This is a genomic window from Mesorhizobium sp. P3_A10 (genome assembly GCF_056403175.1).
Window position 1 is genome coordinate 15,520 of the sequence record NZ_JBFUFZ010000004.1, and the last position, 18,683, is coordinate 34,202.

An 18,683-nucleotide genomic window follows, 5' to 3' on the forward strand; every position below is an offset into this window, starting at 1 on the left:
CTGTTTTCCTATGTTTTTCGGAATCGTGGCCGGCTTGTAGCCGCATGGGGCCCATGGCGCAAAGGAAAATGGCCGGACGACCTGACCACAGACGCTGGGTGATCTGACACAGACACCGGGTGATCTGACACAGACACCGGGTTGCGCGGGCGCCGGTGAAGTCTATATCCTTTAGCCGGAGGTTTTTGGCTCGAATGACCAAGGCAGTCGCCGAACCCAGTTTGCTGTCACCCGCGCTGCAGTCGCTCGACATGCGCTCGCGCGATATTTTTCGGCGCATCGTCGATTCCTATCTGAAGGACGGCGAGCCTGTGGGTTCGCGCAGCCTGTCGCGTATCCTGCCGTCGTCGCTGTCGCCGGCCACCATCCGCAATGTGATGAGCGACCTCGAGCATCTCGGCCTGATCTACGCCCCGCACATTTCCGCCGGCCGTTTGCCGACCCAGGCCGGGCTGCGGTTTTTCGTCGATGCTTTCATGGAACTCGGCGATCTCTCTGACGAGGAGCGCCGCATCATCGAGGCGCAGGTGCGCGCCTCCGGCTCGGGCGCGACGCTGGAACACATGCTGACCGAGGCCAGCCAGATGCTGTCCGGCATGTCGCGCGGCGCCGGCCTGGTGCTGACCGCCAAGAACGAAGTGGCGCTCAAGCACATCGAATTCATCCAGCTGGAGCCGACCAAGGCGCTGGCGGTGCTGGTGTCGCAGAACGGCGACGTCGAGAACCGTGTCATCGACCTGCCCGCCGGCGTCACCGTCTCGCAATTGCATGAAGCCTCCAACTTCCTCAACGCCCATATCCGCGGCCGTACGCTGGCCGAGGCGCGGGTCGAGATCGCCCGCATCAAGGAAGAGACCAAGGCAGCACTCGACACGCTGTCGCAGGATCTGGTGGAAAAAGGCCTGGCGGTGTGGGCCGGCGCCGACAGCGGCCTGCCGGCGCGTCTCATCGTGCGCGGCCGCGCCAATCTGCTGGAAAATGTCACCGCCCACGCCGATATCGAGCTGCTCAGGCACTTGTTCGAGGACATGGAGACGCAGGATGGGCTGATCCAGCTGCTCGACCTCGCCGAGGAGGGCTCCGGCGTACGTATCTTCATAGGTTCGGAAAACAAGCTGTTTTCGCTGTCGGGCTCGTCGCTGGTCGTCGCGCCCTATCGCGACAAGGACGCCCGCGTCATCGGCGCGCTCGGCGTCATCGGTCCGACCCGGCTGAACTACGCCCGCATCGTGCCGATGGTCGACTATACGGCGCAGCTTATTTCCCGCATGCTGCGCTAGGTGTGTTGGTATTCAGGTGATGCCGGCCTGCGAAAGGCGGTCTTCTGCGCTTCCGGTGCTCACGTACCCAAAAGTACGCTCCACTCCGGTTCTCGAAGACCACCATTCTCGGCTCGGCCTGACCTGAATCTCAACACACCTCGTGCCAAATCGAAGAACAGGCTGCGCAAGGAGAAAAAGAATGGCTTTCGAAGAGATCAAGGCGCAGATCAGCCTGTTGCTCGAAGAGATGGTCAACCAGCCGGAGGATCAGCATGAGGTGCAGGAACAGCTGCGCGAGAAGCTGAGGGAAATGCGCGCCATGGGCCTGCCGCTGCCGGCCGACCTGGTCGAGTTGGAAAAGCGCCTCGATGACGATTTCTACGCCGCCGGGACCTGAGCTGCCGATACCGCGCACCAAACGTTGAGGCGGAACGATTGTCGGGCCGGCTCGTTCAACCGTTTCGACGCCACCTTGAGGTCAGTATGATCCGATTTGCCGGTCTGACGGCCATTTCCGCTGCCTTGTTTTTCGCCATGGCGGCATTTGCCCAGGCCGATCAGCCGCTGCTGAAAGGCGCAGCCGCCTTTGGCGACTGGAGGGACGACAGGCCGGGCGTACGGCGCTTGATCCGGCCTGAGGATCTGCAGGCGCCCTTCTTTACCGAATCCGCTTCCAACGGCGCCGGGCTGGCGGACCGGCCGGAAGGCGCCAAGCCGATCATGGCGCCGGGCTTTTCGGCCGAGATGATCGCCTCGGGCATCGCCAGCCCGCGCGTCGTGCGCGTCGCGCCCAATGGCGACCTGTTCGTCGCCGACAGCAGGGCCAACCAGATCCGCGTCTATCGTCTGACGCAGGGCAGCGCCAAGCCTGCCGAGGAAGCGATCTTCGCCAAAGGCCTGACCCAGCCCTACGGCATCGCCTTCTATCCCCAGGGTGACAGTCCGCAATGGGTCTATGTCGCCAACAGCAACAGTGTCGTTCGCTTTGCCTATCGCGACGGCGACCTCGAGGCTTCCGGCCAGCCGGAAACCGTCGTCGCCAACATTCCTTCGACCCACCACTGGACCCGCGACATCGCCTTCTCGCCTGACGGCAAGACGCTCTATCTCTCGGTCGGCTCCGGTTCGAATGTCGCCGAGGGCATGGGCAAGCGGCCGAAGGGCGGCCTGGACGCCTGGGCGAAGTCGATGCCGCTTGGCGCTGCCTGGGGTGCCGAGGACGGCCGCGCCGATGTGCTGGCCTTCTCGCCTGACGGCAAGAATGGCCGCATCGTCGCCACCGGCCTGCGCAACTGTTCGGGCATGACCGTGCAGCCGGCCAATGGCGCGCTGTGGTGCGTCGTCAACGAGCGCGACGCGCTCGGCGACAACGTGCCGTTCGAATATGCAACGACGGTGAAGGACGGCGCCTTCTACGGTTGGCCCTGGTACTACATCGGCAACAATGAGGATCCGCGCCACAAGGGCGAGCGCCCCGATCTCGCCGGCAAGGCAACCATCCCCAACGTGCTGATCCAGGCGCACTCGGCGCCGCTCAACATCGCCTTCTATACCGGCGGGAATTTCCCGGCCGACTATCAGGGCGACGCCTTCGTCGCCTTGCACGGCTCGTGGAACCGCGGCATCCGCACCGGCTACAAGGTGGTCAGGTTGCGGTTCAAGGACGGCAAGCCAACGGGCGAATATGAGGACTTCATCGCCGGCTTCGTCATCTCGGACGACGAGGTCTGGGGCCGTCCGGTCGGCGTGGCGGTGGCCAAGGATGGCGCGCTGATCGTCACTGAAGACGGCAACGGCACCATCTGGCGCATCACCTATGGTGGGTCCTGACCTACTGGTGCAATCGAATCCTGCCCTGAGGGAATTCACCCGCATCCGGCTTTGCGCTAAAGCTGGAGCATGACCCTTACCGGCTTCCTCGCCTACAGTGCCGCTCTCGGCATCGCCGCCGCCATTCCCGGCCCCGGCGTCACCGCACTGGTGGCGCGGGCGCTCGGCTCCGGCTTCCGCTCGTCGCTGGCCATGTCGTTCGGGCTGATGCTCGGCGACCTCACCTATCTGACCGCCGTGGTGCTCGGCCTCGCCTTCGTCGCCCAGACTTTTGGTATGGTTTTTCTCGCCATCAAATGGCTCGGCGTCGCCTATCTCGCCTTCCTCGGCTGGCGCTTCTGGACCAGCGGCATCACGCCCGAAACGGTCGAGGCGAAAAAGGGCGAGGGCGGACTGCTGTCCAGCTTCATCGCCGGCCTCACCGTCACGCTCGGCAATCCGAAGACGATGATCTTCTACCTCGCCATCACGCCGACCATCGTCGACCTGAAGACCATCACGCTCGTCGACTACGGCATCCTCGTCGCGCTCACCGTCGTCGTGTTGCTGGTGGTGCTGGTGCCCTATCTCGCGCTGGCCGCCAAGGCGCGCTGGTTCCTGAAGTCGCCGCGCGCGCTGAAAGCGCTGAACCGCACCGCCGCCGGCTTCATGGTTGGGGCGGCCGCAGCGATTGCCGCCCGCCAATAAGCTGTATTGATATTCAGGTGATGCCGGCCTGCAAATGGCAGCTTCTTGCGCTTCCGGTGCTCACGTACGAAAAGTACGCTCCGCTCCGATTCTCGGTATCAACCATTTTCGGCTCGGCCTGACCTGAATCTCAACACACCTTGGTGTGCGATCAGTCCTGATCTCATCATGCTCTGGTTTCAGCCAAACCATTCCTGTTGTATGGCCTTTCGCGAAATGCCTTTCCGGTGCAACGGCATCTTCAGCATGCACCCCACTCGGATATTTCCGGTCGACAGCTTATCTTGCCGGCCATACCCTGACGCCTAGAGTCCTTGCCTGAAATCCTGGGAGCGAAACCAATGAACAAGCCCGTCACCTCAGCGCGCGTGCCCGGCCGCGGCCGCATCTACAATTCGATCACCGAGACGATCGGCGACACACCGCTGGTACGGCTCGACAAGTTCGCCAGGGAAAAGGGCGTCGTCGCCAATCTTCTGGCCAAGCTCGAATTCTTCAACCCTATCGCCTCGGTCAAGGACCGCATTGGCGTGGCGATGATCGAAGCGCTCGAGGCATCCGGCAGGATCACGCCCGGCAAGACCACGCTGGTCGAGCCGACCTCCGGCAATACCGGCATCGCGCTTGCCTTCGCCGCGGCCGCCAAGGGCTACAAGCTGATCCTGACCATGCCCGAGACCATGTCGGTCGAGCGCCGCAAAATGCTGGCGCTGCTCGGCGCCGAGCTGGTGCTGACCGAAGGCCCGAAAGGCATGAAGGGCGCCATCGCCAAGGCCGACGAGCTGGCCGCGACGCTGCCCGACGCCGTCATTCCGCAGCAATTCGAAAATCCCGCCAATCCGGAGATCCACCGCACCACGACGGCCGAGGAAATCTGGAACGACACCCATGGCGAGGTTGACATCTTCGTCGCCGGCATCGGCACCGGCGGCACCATCACCGGCGTCGGCCAGGTGCTGAAGAAGCGCAAGCCGTCGGTCCACGTCGTCGCCGTCGAGCCGGAAGCGTCGCCGGTGCTGTCCGGCGGCCAGCCCGGCCCGCACAAGATCCAGGGCATCGGCGCCGGCTTCGCGCCAAAGATCCTCGACACCACGATCTATGACGAGATCGTCAGGGTCTCGAACGAGGATTCGGTTGCCAATGCCCGCCTCGTCGCCCGCCTCGAAGGCGTGCCGGTCGGCATCTCGTCGGGTGCCGCCCTGCAGGCCGCGATCGTCGTCGGCTCGCGGCCGGAGAACAAGGGCAAGAATTTGGTGGTGGTCATCCCGTCCTTCGCCGAACGCTATCTGTCGACGATCTTGTTCGAGGGGCTGGGGTCGTAGGTTTCGCGACGAGGGAGGCAGGGCTGGATTCGTCGCGATCCTTCGCGCCCCCCCTCCTGCCCTGCCGGGCATCTCCCCCACAAGTGGGGAGATCGGCTGTCATCCGGGCTTTCGCCAATCGCCAGCGTTGCAGGATTGAGCGGAGCGACGAAGCCACGGCTTCGATTCAATAACCCCGTTCGAGGTCGATCTTGTTGGACAGAGGCTCTCCTCTTGCGACTTGACCGCACAGATCGGCGGCCTGGTCGATTCCAGAATCCACCCAGAAGCTCGCGACATGAGGGGTGATGGTCACCCTGGGATGAGTCCACAACGGCGATGAAGACTCCAGGGGTTCACGCTCAAACACGTCAAGACAAGCACCAGAAAGCTGACCTTCGTCGAGAGCGCGGATCAGGTCGGCTTCGTTGACATGCGCGCCCCTGCCGACATTCACAAGGTAGGCACCTCGCTTCATTTTTCCAAAGGCACTGGAGTTGAGTATCCCACGAGTGTCACCAGTCAGGGGAAGTGAACAGATAACGTAGTCCCGACTTGTGAGCGCGTCCGCAAGCTGGGCACCACCAAAGTAACTATGTATGCCAGGAAGCGTCTTTTGATGGCGAGACCAGACTGCCGTGTCGTAGCCCAGGTCCGCAAACAGCTTTGCGGCCCAGCCACCGATCCGGCCTGCACCCAGCACAACAATTCTTGTCTCGGAGATCTTCCGCGGCGCGAGCGGATTCCAAAACTTGCCGGCTTGCAGACGCATGTAGTCCGCAACATGCCGTTGCTGGCAGAGAACGCGAAGGACGATGTACTGCACCACTTCCGAAGCCTGCTCACGCGTTGCGAGCCTGATGAGCGGAACACCCTTGGGGAAGCTCTGAAGATCAATACCCTCGACCCCGGCCCCCAAATAGACGACGGCGATTAGCCCCGTCATGGCGTCAAAAAAGCCAGGACTGGCGCCCTTGTCGATCAGCACAATATCTATGTCACTTTTGTTCCCGGCGTCTGGCCAAAGCCTGAACTCCAGCTGTGGCACGCGGGCTTTCAGCCCAGCAGCCCATACTTGTGCATCAATGTAGTCAGGATACTCATTGACCATGAGAACGGTAATGGGCTCGCCGAACACTTCGCCCCCCAGGTTCAGGCAATCAGGCGTCCACCGGATGACCGTTCTGTTGAGGCCGAGGTTTGCGCAAACTGGCACCAGTTGCAAGACCAGACCCAGGCAAAATGGCGTTCATACGCGTCCAGGCGGCGGCGGCTCGTTGCGGCGGCCGCACTCGGCCTGAACAAATTGCCGGCAGCGAGGCGCTACTTGCCGCCTCAATTCTTCAGCGCCGCGCGCTTTGTCTGCAGGAACCGGCGCACCGCCGGGTCGCGTTCGAGGCCGATCGCCCGGTCATAGGCCTCGCTGGCCTGCGGTATGTTGCCGAGCCTGGCCAGCAGACCGGCGCGGGCCGCCCAATAGGGCTGGTAGTCGTCAAGCCGCTTGTCGTCACCCAGCACGTAAAGCGCCGCCAGCCCTGCCGCAGCACCTTCGGCCTCGGCAATCGCCACCGCGCGGTTGATCGCCACCACCGGCGAACCGGCAATCACCGACAAGGCATCGTAGAGCTCCCGGATCGCCACCCAGTCGGTCCGGCCGGTCAGCCGCCGTGTCGTGTGGGCGGATTGCACAGCCGCCTCGAGCTGGTAGCGGCCGATGACGCCTTTGCAGGCGGCGTGCCTGAGCAAAGCCTCCGCTTCGTCGATCAGGGCATCATCCCACAGCGCTAGATCCTGCTCGGCGAGCGGCACATAGTCTCCCTCGGCGTTGCGCCGCGCCGCGCGCCGCGCTTCGGCAAACAGCATCAGCGCCAGCAGCCCCAGCGCCTCCGGTTCGTCGGGCATCAGCGAGGCGACCAGCCGGCCGAGCCATATGCCTTCGGTGGCGAGATTGCGCCGCTGGGTCTCGGTGCCGGCCGGGTCGGACCAGCCTTCGGCAAAGGCGGCGTAGATCGCCTCCAGCACCGTGTCCAGCCGCTCGCCGAGCTCTGCCCGCTCCGGCACGCGGAACGGTATGCCGGTCTCGCGGATGCGCGACTTGGCCCGCACCAGGCGCTGGCTCATCGTCGCCGGCGACACCAGGAAAGCGGAAGCGATCGTTGCCGCGTCGAAGCCCAGGACGGTCTGCAGGATCAGCGGCGCCCGCACGCCGGCCTCGATCGCCGGATGGGCGCAGGCAAACATCAGCCGCAGCCGCTCGTCAGGCAGGTCTTCGTCGGTCATGCGCGCCTCCATTTCCTCGGCGATCAGCTTGAGGTGGTCGCGGCTCGCCTCGCTGGTCAGCCTGCGTCTGACGGCGTCGACGCTGCGCCGCCGCGCCACCGCCAGCAGCCAGGCTTCAGGCTTTTCGGGCACGCCGGTTTGCGGCCAGCGCTCAAGCGCCGCGGCAAAGGCATCGGCCAGCGCGTCTTCGGCGCCAGCCACGTCGCGCGTGCGCGCGGCAAGATAGGCAACCAGCTTGCCGTAGCTCTGCCGGGCAGCAGCTTCCGCCGCCGCCCGTGCAGTGTCTGGTCTGCCGGCTGTCACGCAGTGTATGCTGGCATGTATTCTGCCATCGGCCAGATCGGCCGCACTTCCATCGTGCCGGTGCCGGCACCCGGGCAGCGCGCCGCCCACGAGATCGCTGCGTCCATGTCAGCCGCCTCGATCAAATAGTAGCCGCCGAGCTGCTCCTTGGTGTCGGCATAGGGGCCGTCAATCACATTGGTCTTGCCGCCGGCCACCCGCACGGTGGTTGCGATCTTCGTCGGTTTCAACCGCTCCCCGGCCAGGAACACGCCGGCCTTCTTCATCGCTTCGGTATAGGCGCCATAGGCGGCGCTCATCTGGACCGCCGCATCCTTCGGCGCGGCTGCCATTGCGGCTTCGTTGGAATAGATAAGAAGCAGATACTGCATGGTCATCTCCCGTGGTTACAGGGCCGCATCGGTGCGGGCCGAACGTATGTCGCGCGACCACGCCCGATTTCGACAGGCGCTCGAAAAATCTTCGTCCCTGGCGGCGCGTTGCGCAACACACAAGCTCGCTATTGGCGCTAATTGCCCAGCGCTACAGGCTCCAGGTTCTGTCTGGAGCCTTGCGAGCCGGCCGGCTCAAGCCAGCCACGGTAGCGCACGATCATGCCGGTGAGCGGGTGTGAAATCTCGACATGGAAACGAAATCGGCCGTCTTCCACGGCCTCATACGATGTCGAGCGCGGGCACAGAAACATTGGCAGCGGCAGGCCGAAAAGGCTCCAGCGGCGCAAAACCAGCGACAGCCGCCCGTCCCCGGCCACCAGCGCCATGGCGAAGTTCAGCGGGCCGAAGCGTTCGCACAGCAGCCGCTCCGAGCGGCCACGGCCTCTGAACTGGCGGCTTGAAAAACGGTGCTCACCAAAGGTCCGCGTCCAGGTTTCCTCGCCCTTGTCGGCTTCGAAATCGACACGGACCGGGGTGTCGAAGCTCGCGGCGGGAAAGCCGACTAGCCAGGCCGCTAGCCGGCTAAGGATAGTGCGCCCACGCTCGACGTTGGCGCGCCCTTGCGCCGTCGTGGCGTGGTCGTGCATGGCGCGGATCTCTTTTGGCAGACTTTGCCAGGCGTCGCTGAGCAAGGCGGCATAGAGCGGCTTTTCGCGGTCGGCGGCATCGTCCCTGAAGCCGGTGTAGATGGTCTTGCCGACAAACAGGTTTTCGTAATCCTCGAGTTCCAGGTCATGTGCGGCCGCCCGCGCACCTGGCGCCGGGTTTTGTCCGTCCAACGTCTTGCGGACCAGCGCCTCGACCGCCATCGCCGGGATCAGCGGCCCGTCATCGCCTTCCGCCAAAAGGTGCCATGAGCGTTTGACCGCGGCACCCGCCTGGTCGGCCCCTTCCACCGCGACGAACATGCCGCCGCGATGCTCGCCCCAGCGCAGCCGGTTCGTCGCAAAATGCATCAGCGGGGCGAGCGGCGACAGCGAGCGGACCAGTCCAATGCGCACCAGCCAGGCGAGGCCGATCAAGGCGCGATGCAGCACCTCGGGAACCGGTCCAGCGCCCATCCAGATGGTCTTTGCCGCAGGCCAGAGGTCGGCCAGCGCCCGCAGGTCCGGCACGTCGACCAGCGAGAACAGCGTGTTGTGCAGCGGTACACGGCCCGGCGGCGCGATGGTGGTGCGCATCTGTTCGGTCAGCGGATGGCCTTGGCGCGGCTGGCCGTCGCGCGTGAGCTGGACCGGCTGCCCGGCATAGCCAGCAATGGCGCGGATGACGTTTTCGCCGACGCCGGCATAGGGTGACGGCGCGATGCCGCCGCGAATGCTGTCGACGCGCGTCATCTTGGAGGACAGGCGGCGTACCACCGCTGCCGTCAGCACCGGAAAACTGGAGACACCGGACAGCATGAACAGGCCAGCCACTTTCGCCGCCACGTCGAAGGCGGAAACGCCGGCGACGAAATCCGAACCGTCGGCGAGATCGAGATAGTTTACGCCGTTACCGATGCAGGCCTCGATCAGCCGGTAGCGTCCCTCGCCATAGGCCTGGAACGGGCCGCTGGCGTCGACGACGATGTCGGGCCGCAGCGACGCCAATTGCGCGTTGAGGTCGCCATTGCGATCGAACTGGGTGGGAATGAGGTGAGCAACGGCATGGCCTCGGCTCTTGCAGAAGGCTTCGGCCTTGGCGAGCGAGCGGCCGGCGACACACAGGGTCAGCCGCGGCTCGTTTTCAAGCAATTCGATGATGCGGCCGCCAAAGATGCCATAGCCGCCGACGACAAGGACTTTCATCGCGGCTCACCTCGGCTTTGCATCCTAGCCAATCAACCGCCCCCTCAGCTCGGCCGACGGGATGTCGCAACTGTCCTTCTTGCCGAACAGCGCATAGCGGTTCCCAGCGATGCGATCGTAAAGCCAGTTGCGAAGCGGGCGCGGCAGCAGGAGCAAGACCCTTGCCACCCGCCACGGCCAGCCCAGTTCGGCCATCACGGCAACGAGACTCTCGAGGCGCATGAAGGCCGCCCCGTCGATGAGGACGAGATTGGTTTCGTAGCTGTCGGTGCGCAGCCCGTATTTTTGAAACAACGCCTCGCCGAACGCCGACTGCGCCGTGGCGAAGCGGAAGCGGCTCTTGCGGTCGAGCCTCACCACCATGCGCACGAAGCCTGAGCACAAAACGCAGACGCCGTCGAAAACGATCAGCGCCCGGTTCTCGCCGAACACGGTATTTTCCTGGGGATGGTTCGGTTCGGGCGGGTGGGTCATGTTGGCCCGGCTGCTTTCGCGCAATGACATTTGTGCTACTTAAACGACGTTCTGCGGATCGGTCCACGAAACTTCCGCCAAGGGCCAGGATCGGGCGCGGTGGTCCCAAGGAGAACCCACTGGCGTTCGAACGGCTTTCAAATTCTTACCATTCAAGGAATGGACAATGTCACAGGTTCAAACCCGCGCAGCGGGAATGATGGCTCAGCACGGATTCCTGGGCGTACCCGTCGAGACTTTCGAGGATGCAGGGCGCAGGCAATTCGTCGCGCTGCTCGGTGAGGGTCTTTGCCCGGAGTCAAAGGTTCTTGATATTGGCTGCGGTTGTCTGCGCACGGCGTATTGGCTGATACGCTTCCTCGATCCCGGCTGTTATCACGGTATCGAACCGGCCCTCTCTCGAGTCGAGTATGGACTTCAGCACCTGTTTTCACCTCAATTGCTGGCAGCCAAACAACCTCGGTTCGATTTCAACCCGCATTTCGACTCGTCGGTTTTCGCCACCAGGTTCGACTATTTCCTGGCGGGGTCGATTTGGACGCACGCCAGCAAACGGCAGATTGAAGCGACGCTCGAGTCCTTTCTTCGAGATTCGATTCCAACCAGCGTCTTTCTCCCCTCCTATCTCCCGGCGCTCAATACGAATGACGACTACCAGGGAGACCGTTGGGTCGGAACCAGCCACGAATCCGATACGCCTGGCGTGATCAGGCATGCGCTGCCTTGGATCGCGGAACAATGTCAGAGACGGGGGCTGCGCGTGCAGGAAATTCCGGGCGACGCTTTTGACGGCCAATATTGGCTGCGGGTCAGCCACATGTAACCCACACCGGCTGTGCTCACGCCGAACCTGCCGGCGGCGGCTTTAAAGCCTCGGCGTTGTCGCACGTCGTCTGTTGGCGAGCACAGGGCGCTCGACACGATAGGTGGTTGCGCGGTGGTTTGCGCCCGGTCTGCAGATCCGGCTGTTGTGACGGGTCTCGAACGTCATGATCAGTGCGCGCTGACGCCGAGCGAGTTGCCACGACGTGCACAGGCTGGGCCCGGGCCGCGCATGTAATAGCGCTCGGGCCGATAGCTCGGCGCGACGAATTCGCGGATGGCGGCGGCATAGCCAGCGATGTGATGCCAGAAGTTCATTTTACTTGGTCCCTGTCCCGATTTCGGATGTCCCTTCCGAATTACGGGCATCATAGCGTCGAGGCGTGAATAGTCGGTGAACACGATGTTAATCTCTGGTCGAAAAGGCCCTGGTTCGTGGCCGGAATGCGGCTGATTCGGGGTCTTTCGGTGCAGTTCGTCGGCATTTCGCCCAATGTGACTTTTGCATCACATATGTTTCGCCTGAATGTCGCTTGGGCGCGCTTCTGTTTCAATATTCGCCGGCGCCACGAAATTTCCGTTCGCGCCGCCGGAAAGTCAGGAGCCAGGAAACCGGCTGCGGCGGGGTGGAGTTCCGCAGCAGGACATCGAACCCTATAATAGGTCGAGCCTCGTTCCAGGATTGCGCAGCGGCGGAGGAAGTCGTGCAGGAAAAACAGAACGCCTCGAGCGGGTCCGTCACCGCGAAAATCGTCGTCAAGCTCTCGCATCCGGACAAGCTGCTGTGGCCGGAGGAAAAAATCTCCAAGCAGGACCTGCTCGACCACTACGCGCTGGTCTGGCCGCGTATGCAGCAATTCGTCGTCAACCGGCCGCTCAGCCTGGTGCGGGCGCCGGGCGGCATTGACGGCCCGCGCTTCTTCCAGAAGCACGCTTCGGCCGGCATGCATGAAAAGATCGCCAGGATGAAGGATCCGACGGATGGCGAGGAGATCTTGTTCATCCGCGACTTCGACGGCCTTGCCGCTCTGGTCCAGAACGGCGTGGTCGAGGTCCACATCTGGGGCTGCACCATCGACGAGCTGGAAAAGCCGGACCAGATCGTTTTCGATCTCGACCCGGACGAAGGCGTCGACGTCAAGGCGGTGCGCGAGGCCGCACTCGACATCCGCGCGAGGCTCGATGAATTGTCCTTGCCCAACCTCGTCAAGACATCGGGCGGCAAGGGCTACCATGTCGTCGTGCCGTTAAAACCGTCGGCGGATTGGGAGGAGGCAAAAACCTTCTCCCATGATTTCGCCCGCGCCCTGGAACAGGCGGCACCGGACCGCTACACGGCGACGCTGTCGAAGAAGGCACGCACCGGAAAGATCTTCGTCGACTATCTACGCAACGGCAGGGGTTCGACGACGGTCGCCCCGTATTCCTCGCGCGCCAAGAAGGGCGCCACGGTGTCGATGCCGGTGACCTGGGCAGAGATCGAAGCCGGCCTGGCACCGAACGCCTTCTCGATCGGCGATGCCACGACTCTGAAGCGGTTGGAGGAGGCTGATCCGTGGGCGGATTTCTTCAAGCTTGGGAAGGTGCTGAAAAGGGGGTGACCACTGCGCACGCAGCGATCCTTCGCGCCCCCCTCTGTCCTGCCGGACATCTCCCCCACGAGGGGGGAGATTGGCAGTTCCGCTGATGGCGCCTGCTCTTGCAACGTAGAAGATTAGCGAAGGCCGGCGTGACGTCCGATCTCCCCCGTGTGGGGGAGATGTCCGGCAGGACAGAGGGGGGCGCTGTCCCGCCGACCTCTTAGCCTAAAAACACCCTCTCGAACGCCTGCTTGCCCACCGGCGAAAACACCACGGCGCGGCTGTCCTTCTCGCGTCGCGCCCATTTTTCCGAGATGATCTTGTCGAGGATGGCGGCGCCCAGCGTGCCGGCCAGATGCGAGCGCCGCACGCTCCAGTCCAGGCAGGCGCGGCACACCGGCCGTCGCGGCTTGGCGGAGACGTCGATGCCGATCGCGGCGAAATGCGAAGCGGCCGCCGGCCCGACCCGGATCTCCTTGTCCTGCGCAGCAGGATGTTTTTGTCGACGAGCCGGTCAAGCATCGCCACCGCCTGTTCGCCGGCAAGGTGGTCGTAGCAGACCCGCGCCACGCGCATGGCCGCATCGCGCGGTCCTGGCCGCACCCGCTGCGGCCCGACCGAAGCGGCGACGCCGGTGATGGCCTCGATCATGCCCGCCACTTGCGGGCCGGCGAGACCGTAATAGCGATGCCGACCCTGGCTCGCCACCGTCAGCAGCCCGCCCTCCAGCAGTTTGCCCAAATGCGAAGAGGCGGTCGGCAGTGACACGCCGGCCTCCATCGCCAGTTCGCTCGCCGTTAGCGCGGTCCCGCCCATCAGTGCATTCAACATGTTTGCCCGCGCTGGATCGCCGACCAGGCTGGCGATGCGGGCTATGTCGGGTCCTTCACGCATAGTTCGTCCCTCATCGAAGCATTCTTGTCAGATAATCACTATTCTGGGCTGAGTTCAAGGAGACGACGATGACAACAACAGCCGCTTCCACCTCCGCACTTGTCGCCCGCCTGCCGTTCCCGTTCATCGCTTTGTACCGGCTGGGCTTGCGCCTCCTGGCCCGCTGCTACGACCGCCATCGGCAGCGTCTCGACCTCGCCGAGATCGACGATCATCTGTTGCGCGACCTTGGCCTGACAGCTGAAGACGTGCGCCGCGAATGTGCGAAATCCTTCTGGCAGACATGACCAGCGAGGGAATTGCCTAGCACATCGATCCGCACAACGTTTCGACCCTGCTCAAACTGTCCGCGCAAGAAATACCCAATCGTCAAGGAGACAAAAATGGCCATCACCTGTTTCATCCGCTACGAGATCGACCCGTTCGGCAGAGCGGCGTTCGAGGAATATGCCCGCAACTGGGGCCAGGCCATTCCGCGCTGCGGCGCCGATTTGATCGGCTACTACGCGCCGCATGAGGGGTCAGCCACCACGGCCTATGCCATGTACAACATCGACAGCCTGGCCGCCTACGAGGCCTACCGCGCCCGGCTCGCCGCCGATCCGGCTGGCAAGGCCAACTATGAATTCGCCAGGCGGGAAAAATTCATCTTGAAAGAAGACCGCATCTTCCTGAAGCTGGCTTCAGGCCCACACGCGCCCTTGGTGAAAACATGATCGCTGTCATCTTCGAGGTCGAGCCGGCGGCCGGCAAGCGCGATGCCTATCTCGGCATCGCCGCCCAGCTGCGCCCGCTGCTCGATGGCATCGACGGCTTTCTCTCGATCGAACGCTTCCAGAGCCTGGCCGACCCGAACCGGGTCCTGTCGCTGTCGTTCTGGCGCGACGAGGAAGCAGTCAAAGCCTGGCGCAACACCGAGGAGCACCGGCAAGCGCAGCAGGCCGGCCGCGGCGGTATCTTTGCCGGCTATCGTCTTCGCATCGCGCACGTCGTGCGTGATTATGGCTTGAGCGAAAGGGAAGAGGCGCCGGCGGATAGCAAGGCGGTGAATGGGTGAGGCGTCTCGGCGCTATCGCGCCGATCCACCTTCCCCCACAAGGGGGAAGGAAGAGGCAGCGCTAAGCATTCCCGATCAGCACGCCGGCCGCAAACACCAGTGCGCCGCCCAGCACCACCTGGAAGGCGGCGCGCAGGAATGGGGTCTGCATGTAGCGGTTCTGCACAAAGGCGATCGCCCATAATTCGAAGAACACCACCACCGCGGCCACACCGGTCGCCGTCCAGAAGCTTGGGATGAGATAGGGCAGTGCGTGACCGAGGCCGCCCAGCGTCGTCATGATGCCGACGGTTAGTCCGCGTTTCACCGGCGAGCCGCGACCGGACAATTTGCCGTCATCGGACGCGACTTCGGTGAAACCCATCGAGATGCCGGCGCCGATCGAGGCGGCGAGGCCGACCAGAAGCGTCTGCCAGGTATCGTGTGTGGCAAAGGCAGCGGCAAAGATCGGCGCCAGCGTCGACACCGAGCCGTCCATCAGTCCGGCCAGCCCCGGCTGCACATAGGTCAGGATGAACTGGCGCTGCTCGGCCGCCGCCTCTTCGTCCTTGACCTCGCCCGAAACATGTTTTTGTTCCAGCTGGTGTGCCGAGCTCTCATGGCCTTGTTCGGCCGCCGCCAGATCGCCGAGCAGCTTTCTGGTCGAGGCATCGGTGGTGCGCTTGGTCGCCTCGACATAGAACAGATAGGCTTGCCGCTCCATCGCCTCGGCCTGCCGGCGCACATGCTCGATGCCGAGTGGCCGCACCAGCCAGTCGGGCTTGCGCTCATAATAGCCCCTCACATGGTCGCGGCGGATCAGCGGAATGCGTTCGCCGAAGCGCTTGCGGAAAAGCTCGATCAGTGCGTCGCGATGACCGTCTTCCTCTTCCGCCATCGCCTCGAACACTTTTGCCGATTGCGGAAAGGTGTCCGCCAGCCCGTCGGCATAGGCGCGGTAGATGCGGCCGTCATCTTCTTCGGACGAAATGGCCAGCGCCAGGATCTCTTGTTCCGAGAGCGATTCGAAGGAGCGGCGGCCAAAGCCGAAAACACGCGAAAGCATGACAAATTCACCCTAGTTTAGAATTGTTCTAAACTAGGGTTTGGTGTTCTCGGGGTCAACCGCGCGCGTCGCCCGGCGGTCAAAATTATTTGAACCGGAAATCCGGCAGGCGCCCTTCATTATTGATGAAGGTTCACCTATATAGCTGAATCTAAGCCAAGATAAAGGGACCCCTTCGAGATGACGGCAAAACCGCACGCCCACACATTTGACCCGAAACCCGTTCTCGATCTCATCGCCAGCATCGAGGCCGACCTGCAGCGCCTGAAGGGCCTTGTCGAACAGCAGGTCGAAAAATTCGATCCCGCCAACCCGCACAACAAGGCCCCCGACGGCAAGCTGACCGAGGAGGGCGTCGAGTGCTGCTACCGCATGTTCGACGAGGGCAAGTCGCGCTATTCGGTGGCCCAGCAGATGAAGATCTCCTTCGCCGCCGCCACGCATCGGTTCAACAACTGGCGGAAGTTGGGTGGCAGCAAGAGGCAGAGGGCGTTGCTAGGGTGAACTTGCGAAGTGTCGGCGGGACAGCGCCCCCCTCTGGCCTGCCGGCCATCTCCCCCTCGAGGGGGGAGATCAGGCGCTCCGCCGGCGTCGCCAAATCTCCAACCTTGCAGAGATGAGCGACACCTCGAAGCTGCCAATCTCCCCCCTTGAGGGGGAGATGCCCGGCAGGGCAGAGGGGGGTGTGACGGGCGTGGCGCTGCAGACGGTGCATCCGTTCATTCCCCGCCAACCGATTTTGTAACGGTCACATCTTTTCCATGGTGCGCAGCGGCCTTTTGCGGGCATCATGAAAGGCAACATGTCTTTCCGCAGGACTTCACCATGACCACCCCTCCCGGCATTGCCGACATTCGTAGCGCCGCAGCAAAACTCTCCGGCCTGATCGTCGAAACGCCGCTGATCGAATCGGCTGAACTGAACAAGCGCTTTGGCGCCCGCATCCTGTTCAAGCCCGAGACTTTGCAGCGCACCGGTTCGTTCAAGTTCCGCGGCGCCTACAACAAATTGTCGTCGCTGAGCGAGGCGGAGCGCAGCCGCGGCGTCGTCGCGTTCTCGTCGGGCAACCACGCGCAAGGCGTCGCCGCTTCCGCCGCCATGTTCGGCGTCAAGGCGGTCATCGCCATGCCCGCCGACGCGCCGGCGATGAAGATCGGCAATGTCCGCAAGATGGGCGCCGAAGTGGTGCCGTTCGACCGCTTTCGCGATGACCGCATGACCGTGGTGCGGCCTTACATGGACAAAGGCATGGTGCTGGTGCCGCCCTTCGACGACCCGGCCATCATCGCCGGCCAAGGCACGATCGGCCTTGAGCTGATGGCTCAAGCCAAGGCGCTCGGCGTCAGCCTCGACGCGGTCCTTATCCCTTGCGGCGGCGGCGGCCTGAGCAGCGGCATTTCGGTCGCGGTCAAGGATGCTTCGCCGCATACCGCCGTCTGGGCGGTGGAGCCCGAGCATTTCGACGACACCCGCCGCTCGCTCGTCAAGGGCGAAAGGGTCTCCAACGAACCCGGCCACAGCTCGATCTGCGACGCAATCCTCACCGCCGAACCGGGCGAAATCACCTTCGCGATCAACCGCAGGAATCTGGCCGGCGCGATTGCCGTCTCCGACAAGGCGACAGCCCAGGCAATGCGCGATGCCATGGCCTATCTCAAGCTGGTGGTCGAGCCCGGCGGCTGCGTCGCGCTGGCGGCGCTGTCATCGGGCGAGATCGATCTCGCCGGCAAATGCGTTGCCGTGGTGCTGTCGGGCGGCAATGTCGATTTCGGCACCTATGCCGAGATCATGGCGGCCGCCTAGATGGCGCGCCAGTTCGGGGTCTTTCCACTCCAGCAAGGATGAGAGGGCGTTAGGCCACTCTGCCCCACGGGAGCGGTCAAAGCGCGAACGTCTTGCCGACCGCGGATGGAGCGACCCTCTCGCCATAGGCGGCCGCAAGTGCGCTCACGGCGCGCCAGCCCGTGCAGTGCCCGGGTGATATCAATTGCAGGTCAAACTGCGCCAGCGCCTCGACCGTCTCCTGGATGATCGGCTCGGTGATCCCGGAGAGGTGGAAGCCGCCAAACACTCCATAGAGCGGAATATCCGGAAACCGTGCCCGGGCGTGCGTCAGAACGTTGATCAGGCCGGCGTGCGAGCAGGCGGTGAAGACGACTTGCCCCTTGCCGGCCACGTGGATCGCCACATAGCGCTCGTCCGGCATAATCTCGTCCAGTTCCCAGCTGCCTGCAGCGGTCTGGCGATACTGGCCGGGAAACCCGCGTTCGAATCGGGTCACGCGAGGGATTTCGCCGCTGATATAGAATGTCTCGTCAAAAAGCAGTTGCTCGTCCCGGGTAACGACGACATCGGCGCCATTTCCGGACAGGACTTCCACGCTCGGCACCAGTTCCATCGGGCGAAACTGCCCATCGGCGGATTTGGTCGCCCGCAAGGCGAACATATCGGGATGCATGTAGGTCGGGACGGGCTGCCCGCCATTGCCCATCGCGATCATCTGGAGGGCGCGTGGCATTGCACCCGCATGATCCCAGTGACCATGCGACAGCATCACCGCGCCGACTTCCCCGAGATCGACGCCGAGCCTGACCACGTTGCGCTCGAACACCCATTCCTCAGGCCCGGTGTCGAACAGGAGCGTGCGGCTGGCGGACGCGGTGCGGGCGGTAATCAAGCAGGAAAGCCCGTGCGCGGCGCAGCACAGGCATTTCCCGGTCAACCATGGCATCCCGCGGCGACGCAGGCGGGCGAACTCGGTCTCGACGAAACCAGGATTCGACGAGAGACTGTCGGTCGCGTTGTCGACCAGAAAGATGACCTCCGCCGTATCGACGACTCTCATGGAAGCGGCCCGCCTGACGATGCATTAGAAGTCATCACTCTATCCAATTCCCGTGCCGAGCACAGCTCCGACACGCGTC

General features: G+C 63.5%; 19 protein-coding genes and 2 pseudogenes. 12 read left to right on the forward strand and 9 right to left on the reverse strand.

Features of this window, described 5'->3' with window-relative positions; all coding sequences use genetic code 11:
• Positions 1-194 precede the first annotated feature (194 nt).
• From hrcA to cysK, 5 genes are all read left to right on the forward strand, one after another.
• Positions 195-1,280: a heat-inducible transcriptional repressor HrcA gene (gene hrcA / locus AC1DXU_RS16810; RefSeq protein WP_477310370.1), complete on the forward strand. Its 1,086-nt coding sequence runs from the start codon at positions 195-197 to the stop codon at positions 1,278-1,280.
• 181 nt (positions 1,281-1,461) lie between these two features.
• A complete protein-coding gene (locus AC1DXU_RS16815) occupies positions 1,462-1,659 on the forward strand; it encodes a hypothetical protein (RefSeq protein ID WP_477370429.1) in 198 nt (65 codons plus the stop codon).
• An 86-nt stretch (positions 1,660-1,745) separates the two neighbouring features.
• On the forward strand, positions 1,746-3,092 hold the full coding sequence (locus tag AC1DXU_RS16820; protein ID WP_477370433.1) for a PQQ-dependent sugar dehydrogenase: 1,347 nt from the start codon (positions 1,746-1,748) through the stop codon (positions 3,090-3,092).
• A 69-nt stretch (positions 3,093-3,161) separates the two neighbouring features.
• Positions 3,162-3,779, forward strand: a complete 618-nt coding sequence (locus AC1DXU_RS16825) for a LysE family translocator (RefSeq protein WP_477370437.1) — start codon at positions 3,162-3,164, stop codon at positions 3,777-3,779.
• A gap of 341 nt (positions 3,780-4,120) precedes the next feature.
• Positions 4,121-5,101 carry a cysteine synthase A gene (gene cysK, locus AC1DXU_RS16830; RefSeq protein ID WP_477310376.1) on the forward strand — a complete coding sequence of 327 codons (981 nt, stop codon included), beginning with the start codon at positions 4,121-4,123 and terminating at the stop codon, positions 5,099-5,101.
• A gap of 166 nt (positions 5,102-5,267) precedes the next feature.
• On the opposite strand, the gene AC1DXU_RS16835 is transcribed toward cysK, so the two are convergent.
• The 5 genes from AC1DXU_RS16835 to AC1DXU_RS16855 all read right to left on the reverse strand — a co-directional run bounded on the left by AC1DXU_RS16835 (position 5,268) and on the right by AC1DXU_RS16855 (position 10,361).
• Positions 5,268-6,296, reverse strand: coding sequence for a 2-hydroxyacid dehydrogenase (locus AC1DXU_RS16835; protein WP_477371580.1), 1,029 nt, complete (start codon positions 6,294-6,296; stop codon positions 5,268-5,270).
• Between the two features lie 119 nt (positions 6,297-6,415).
• Positions 6,416-7,663 (reverse strand): RNA polymerase sigma factor, encoded by a 1,248-nt coding sequence (locus AC1DXU_RS16840; RefSeq protein WP_477370440.1) that lies wholly within the window; start codon positions 7,661-7,663, stop codon positions 6,416-6,418.
• Entirely contained in the window at positions 7,660-8,034 is a 375-nt protein-coding gene (locus tag AC1DXU_RS16845; protein ID WP_477370443.1) for a YciI family protein, read from the reverse strand. Before AC1DXU_RS16845 ends, AC1DXU_RS16840 begins: the two co-directional genes overlap by 4 nt.
• A gap of 137 nt (positions 8,035-8,171) precedes the next feature.
• Positions 8,172-9,887 carry a DUF4166 domain-containing protein gene (locus AC1DXU_RS16850; protein WP_477370445.1) on the reverse strand — a complete coding sequence of 572 codons (1,716 nt, stop codon included), beginning with the start codon at positions 9,885-9,887 and terminating at the stop codon, positions 8,172-8,174.
• Between the two features lie 24 nt (positions 9,888-9,911).
• A complete protein-coding gene (locus AC1DXU_RS16855; protein ID WP_477371582.1) occupies positions 9,912-10,361 on the reverse strand; it encodes a thiol-disulfide oxidoreductase DCC family protein in 450 nt (149 codons plus the stop codon).
• 166 nt (positions 10,362-10,527) lie between these two features.
• On the opposite strand from AC1DXU_RS16855, the gene AC1DXU_RS16860 reads away from it, so the two are divergent.
• The gene (locus AC1DXU_RS16860) at positions 10,528-11,184 is read left to right on the forward strand and encodes a class I SAM-dependent methyltransferase (RefSeq protein ID WP_477370448.1); all 657 of its coding nucleotides are present in this window, start codon (positions 10,528-10,530) and stop codon (positions 11,182-11,184) included.
• Positions 11,185-11,354: 170 nt separating this feature from the next.
• Here AC1DXU_RS16860 and AC1DXU_RS16865 read toward each other — a convergent pair whose 3' ends face one another.
• The gene (locus tag AC1DXU_RS16865; protein ID WP_477240272.1) at positions 11,355-11,501 is read right to left on the reverse strand and encodes a hypothetical protein; all 147 of its coding nucleotides are present in this window, start codon (positions 11,499-11,501) and stop codon (positions 11,355-11,357) included.
• Positions 11,502-11,803: 302 nt separating this feature from the next.
• On the opposite strand from AC1DXU_RS16865, the pseudogene ligD reads away from it, so the two are divergent.
• A pseudogene (gene ligD, locus AC1DXU_RS16870) lies at positions 11,804-12,784 on the forward strand (DNA ligase D); the annotation flags it as partial.
• Between the two features lie 199 nt (positions 12,785-12,983).
• Here ligD and AC1DXU_RS16875 read toward each other — a convergent pair.
• Positions 12,984-13,657, reverse strand: a pseudogene (locus tag AC1DXU_RS16875) (ArsR/SmtB family transcription factor).
• 68 nt (positions 13,658-13,725) lie between these two features.
• Between AC1DXU_RS16875 and AC1DXU_RS16880 the strand changes: the two are divergent.
• The 3 genes from AC1DXU_RS16880 to AC1DXU_RS16890 all read left to right on the forward strand — a co-directional run bounded on the left by AC1DXU_RS16880 (position 13,726) and on the right by AC1DXU_RS16890 (position 14,714).
• Positions 13,726-13,944 (forward strand): DUF1127 domain-containing protein, encoded by a 219-nt coding sequence (locus tag AC1DXU_RS16880; RefSeq protein WP_477370451.1) that lies wholly within the window; start codon positions 13,726-13,728, stop codon positions 13,942-13,944.
• A 96-nt stretch (positions 13,945-14,040) separates the two neighbouring features.
• A complete protein-coding gene (locus tag AC1DXU_RS16885) occupies positions 14,041-14,373 on the forward strand; it encodes an NIPSNAP family protein (RefSeq protein ID WP_477370454.1) in 333 nt (110 codons plus the stop codon).
• On the forward strand, positions 14,370-14,714 hold the full coding sequence (locus AC1DXU_RS16890) for an antibiotic biosynthesis monooxygenase family protein (RefSeq protein ID WP_477370457.1): 345 nt from the start codon (positions 14,370-14,372) through the stop codon (positions 14,712-14,714). The genes AC1DXU_RS16885 and AC1DXU_RS16890 overlap by 4 nt, the downstream gene beginning before the upstream one ends.
• 61 nt (positions 14,715-14,775) lie before the next feature.
• On the opposite strand, the gene mbfA is transcribed toward AC1DXU_RS16890, so the two are convergent.
• Positions 14,776-15,759 (reverse strand): iron exporter MbfA, encoded by a 984-nt coding sequence (gene mbfA, locus AC1DXU_RS16895; RefSeq protein WP_477370460.1) that lies wholly within the window; start codon positions 15,757-15,759, stop codon positions 14,776-14,778.
• A 180-nt stretch (positions 15,760-15,939) separates the two neighbouring features.
• Between mbfA and AC1DXU_RS16900 the strand changes: the two genes are divergently transcribed.
• Together AC1DXU_RS16900 and AC1DXU_RS16905 are read left to right on the forward strand one after the other, a co-directional pair.
• Positions 15,940-16,263: a hypothetical protein gene (locus AC1DXU_RS16900; protein WP_477370463.1), complete on the forward strand. Its 324-nt coding sequence runs from the start codon at positions 15,940-15,942 to the stop codon at positions 16,261-16,263.
• Between the two features lie 321 nt (positions 16,264-16,584).
• Positions 16,585-17,562 (forward strand): threonine/serine dehydratase, encoded by a 978-nt coding sequence (locus AC1DXU_RS16905; protein ID WP_477370466.1) that lies wholly within the window; start codon positions 16,585-16,587, stop codon positions 17,560-17,562.
• Positions 17,563-17,638: 76 nt separating this feature from the next.
• Here AC1DXU_RS16905 and AC1DXU_RS16910 read toward each other — a convergent pair whose 3' ends face one another.
• Positions 17,639-18,604, reverse strand: a complete 966-nt coding sequence (locus tag AC1DXU_RS16910) for an MBL fold metallo-hydrolase (RefSeq protein WP_477310402.1) — start codon at positions 18,602-18,604, stop codon at positions 17,639-17,641.
• Positions 18,605-18,683: the final 79 nt, after the last annotated feature.

Excerpts from the sequence above, each read along its gene's own strand:
- AC1DXU_RS16850 (WP_477370445.1), bottom strand. The coding sequence starts at position 9,887 with ATGAAAGTCCTTGTCGTCGGCGGCTATGGCATCTTTGGCGGCCGCATC.
- cysK (WP_477310376.1), top strand. The coding sequence starts at position 4,121 with ATGAACAAGCCCGTCACCTCAGCGCGCGTGCCCGGCCGCGGCCGCATC.
- AC1DXU_RS16855 (WP_477371582.1), bottom strand. The coding sequence starts at position 10,361 with ATGACCCACCCGCCCGAACCGAACCATCCCCAGGAAAATACCGTGTTC.
- hrcA (WP_477310370.1), top strand. The coding sequence starts at position 195 with ATGACCAAGGCAGTCGCCGAACCCAGTTTGCTGTCACCCGCGCTGCAG.
- AC1DXU_RS16815 (WP_477370429.1), top strand. The coding sequence starts at position 1,462 with ATGGCTTTCGAAGAGATCAAGGCGCAGATCAGCCTGTTGCTCGAAGAG.
- AC1DXU_RS16865 (WP_477240272.1), bottom strand. The coding sequence starts at position 11,501 with ATGAACTTCTGGCATCACATCGCTGGCTATGCCGCCGCCATCCGCGAA.
- AC1DXU_RS16885 (WP_477370454.1), top strand. The coding sequence starts at position 14,041 with ATGGCCATCACCTGTTTCATCCGCTACGAGATCGACCCGTTCGGCAGA.
- AC1DXU_RS16890 (WP_477370457.1), top strand. The coding sequence starts at position 14,370 with ATGATCGCTGTCATCTTCGAGGTCGAGCCGGCGGCCGGCAAGCGCGAT.
- AC1DXU_RS16900 (WP_477370463.1), top strand. The coding sequence starts at position 15,940 with ATGACGGCAAAACCGCACGCCCACACATTTGACCCGAAACCCGTTCTC.
- AC1DXU_RS16825 (WP_477370437.1), top strand. The coding sequence starts at position 3,162 with ATGACCCTTACCGGCTTCCTCGCCTACAGTGCCGCTCTCGGCATCGCC.
- mbfA (WP_477370460.1), bottom strand. The coding sequence starts at position 15,759 with ATGCTTTCGCGTGTTTTCGGCTTTGGCCGCCGCTCCTTCGAATCGCTC.
- AC1DXU_RS16910 (WP_477310402.1), bottom strand. The coding sequence starts at position 18,604 with ATGAGAGTCGTCGATACGGCGGAGGTCATCTTTCTGGTCGACAACGCG.
- AC1DXU_RS16880 (WP_477370451.1), top strand. The coding sequence starts at position 13,726 with ATGACAACAACAGCCGCTTCCACCTCCGCACTTGTCGCCCGCCTGCCG.
- AC1DXU_RS16820 (WP_477370433.1), top strand. The coding sequence starts at position 1,746 with ATGATCCGATTTGCCGGTCTGACGGCCATTTCCGCTGCCTTGTTTTTC.
- AC1DXU_RS16860 (WP_477370448.1), top strand. The coding sequence starts at position 10,528 with ATGTCACAGGTTCAAACCCGCGCAGCGGGAATGATGGCTCAGCACGGA.
- AC1DXU_RS16905 (WP_477370466.1), top strand. The coding sequence starts at position 16,585 with ATGACCACCCCTCCCGGCATTGCCGACATTCGTAGCGCCGCAGCAAAA.
- AC1DXU_RS16845 (WP_477370443.1), bottom strand. The coding sequence starts at position 8,034 with ATGCAGTATCTGCTTCTTATCTATTCCAACGAAGCCGCAATGGCAGCC.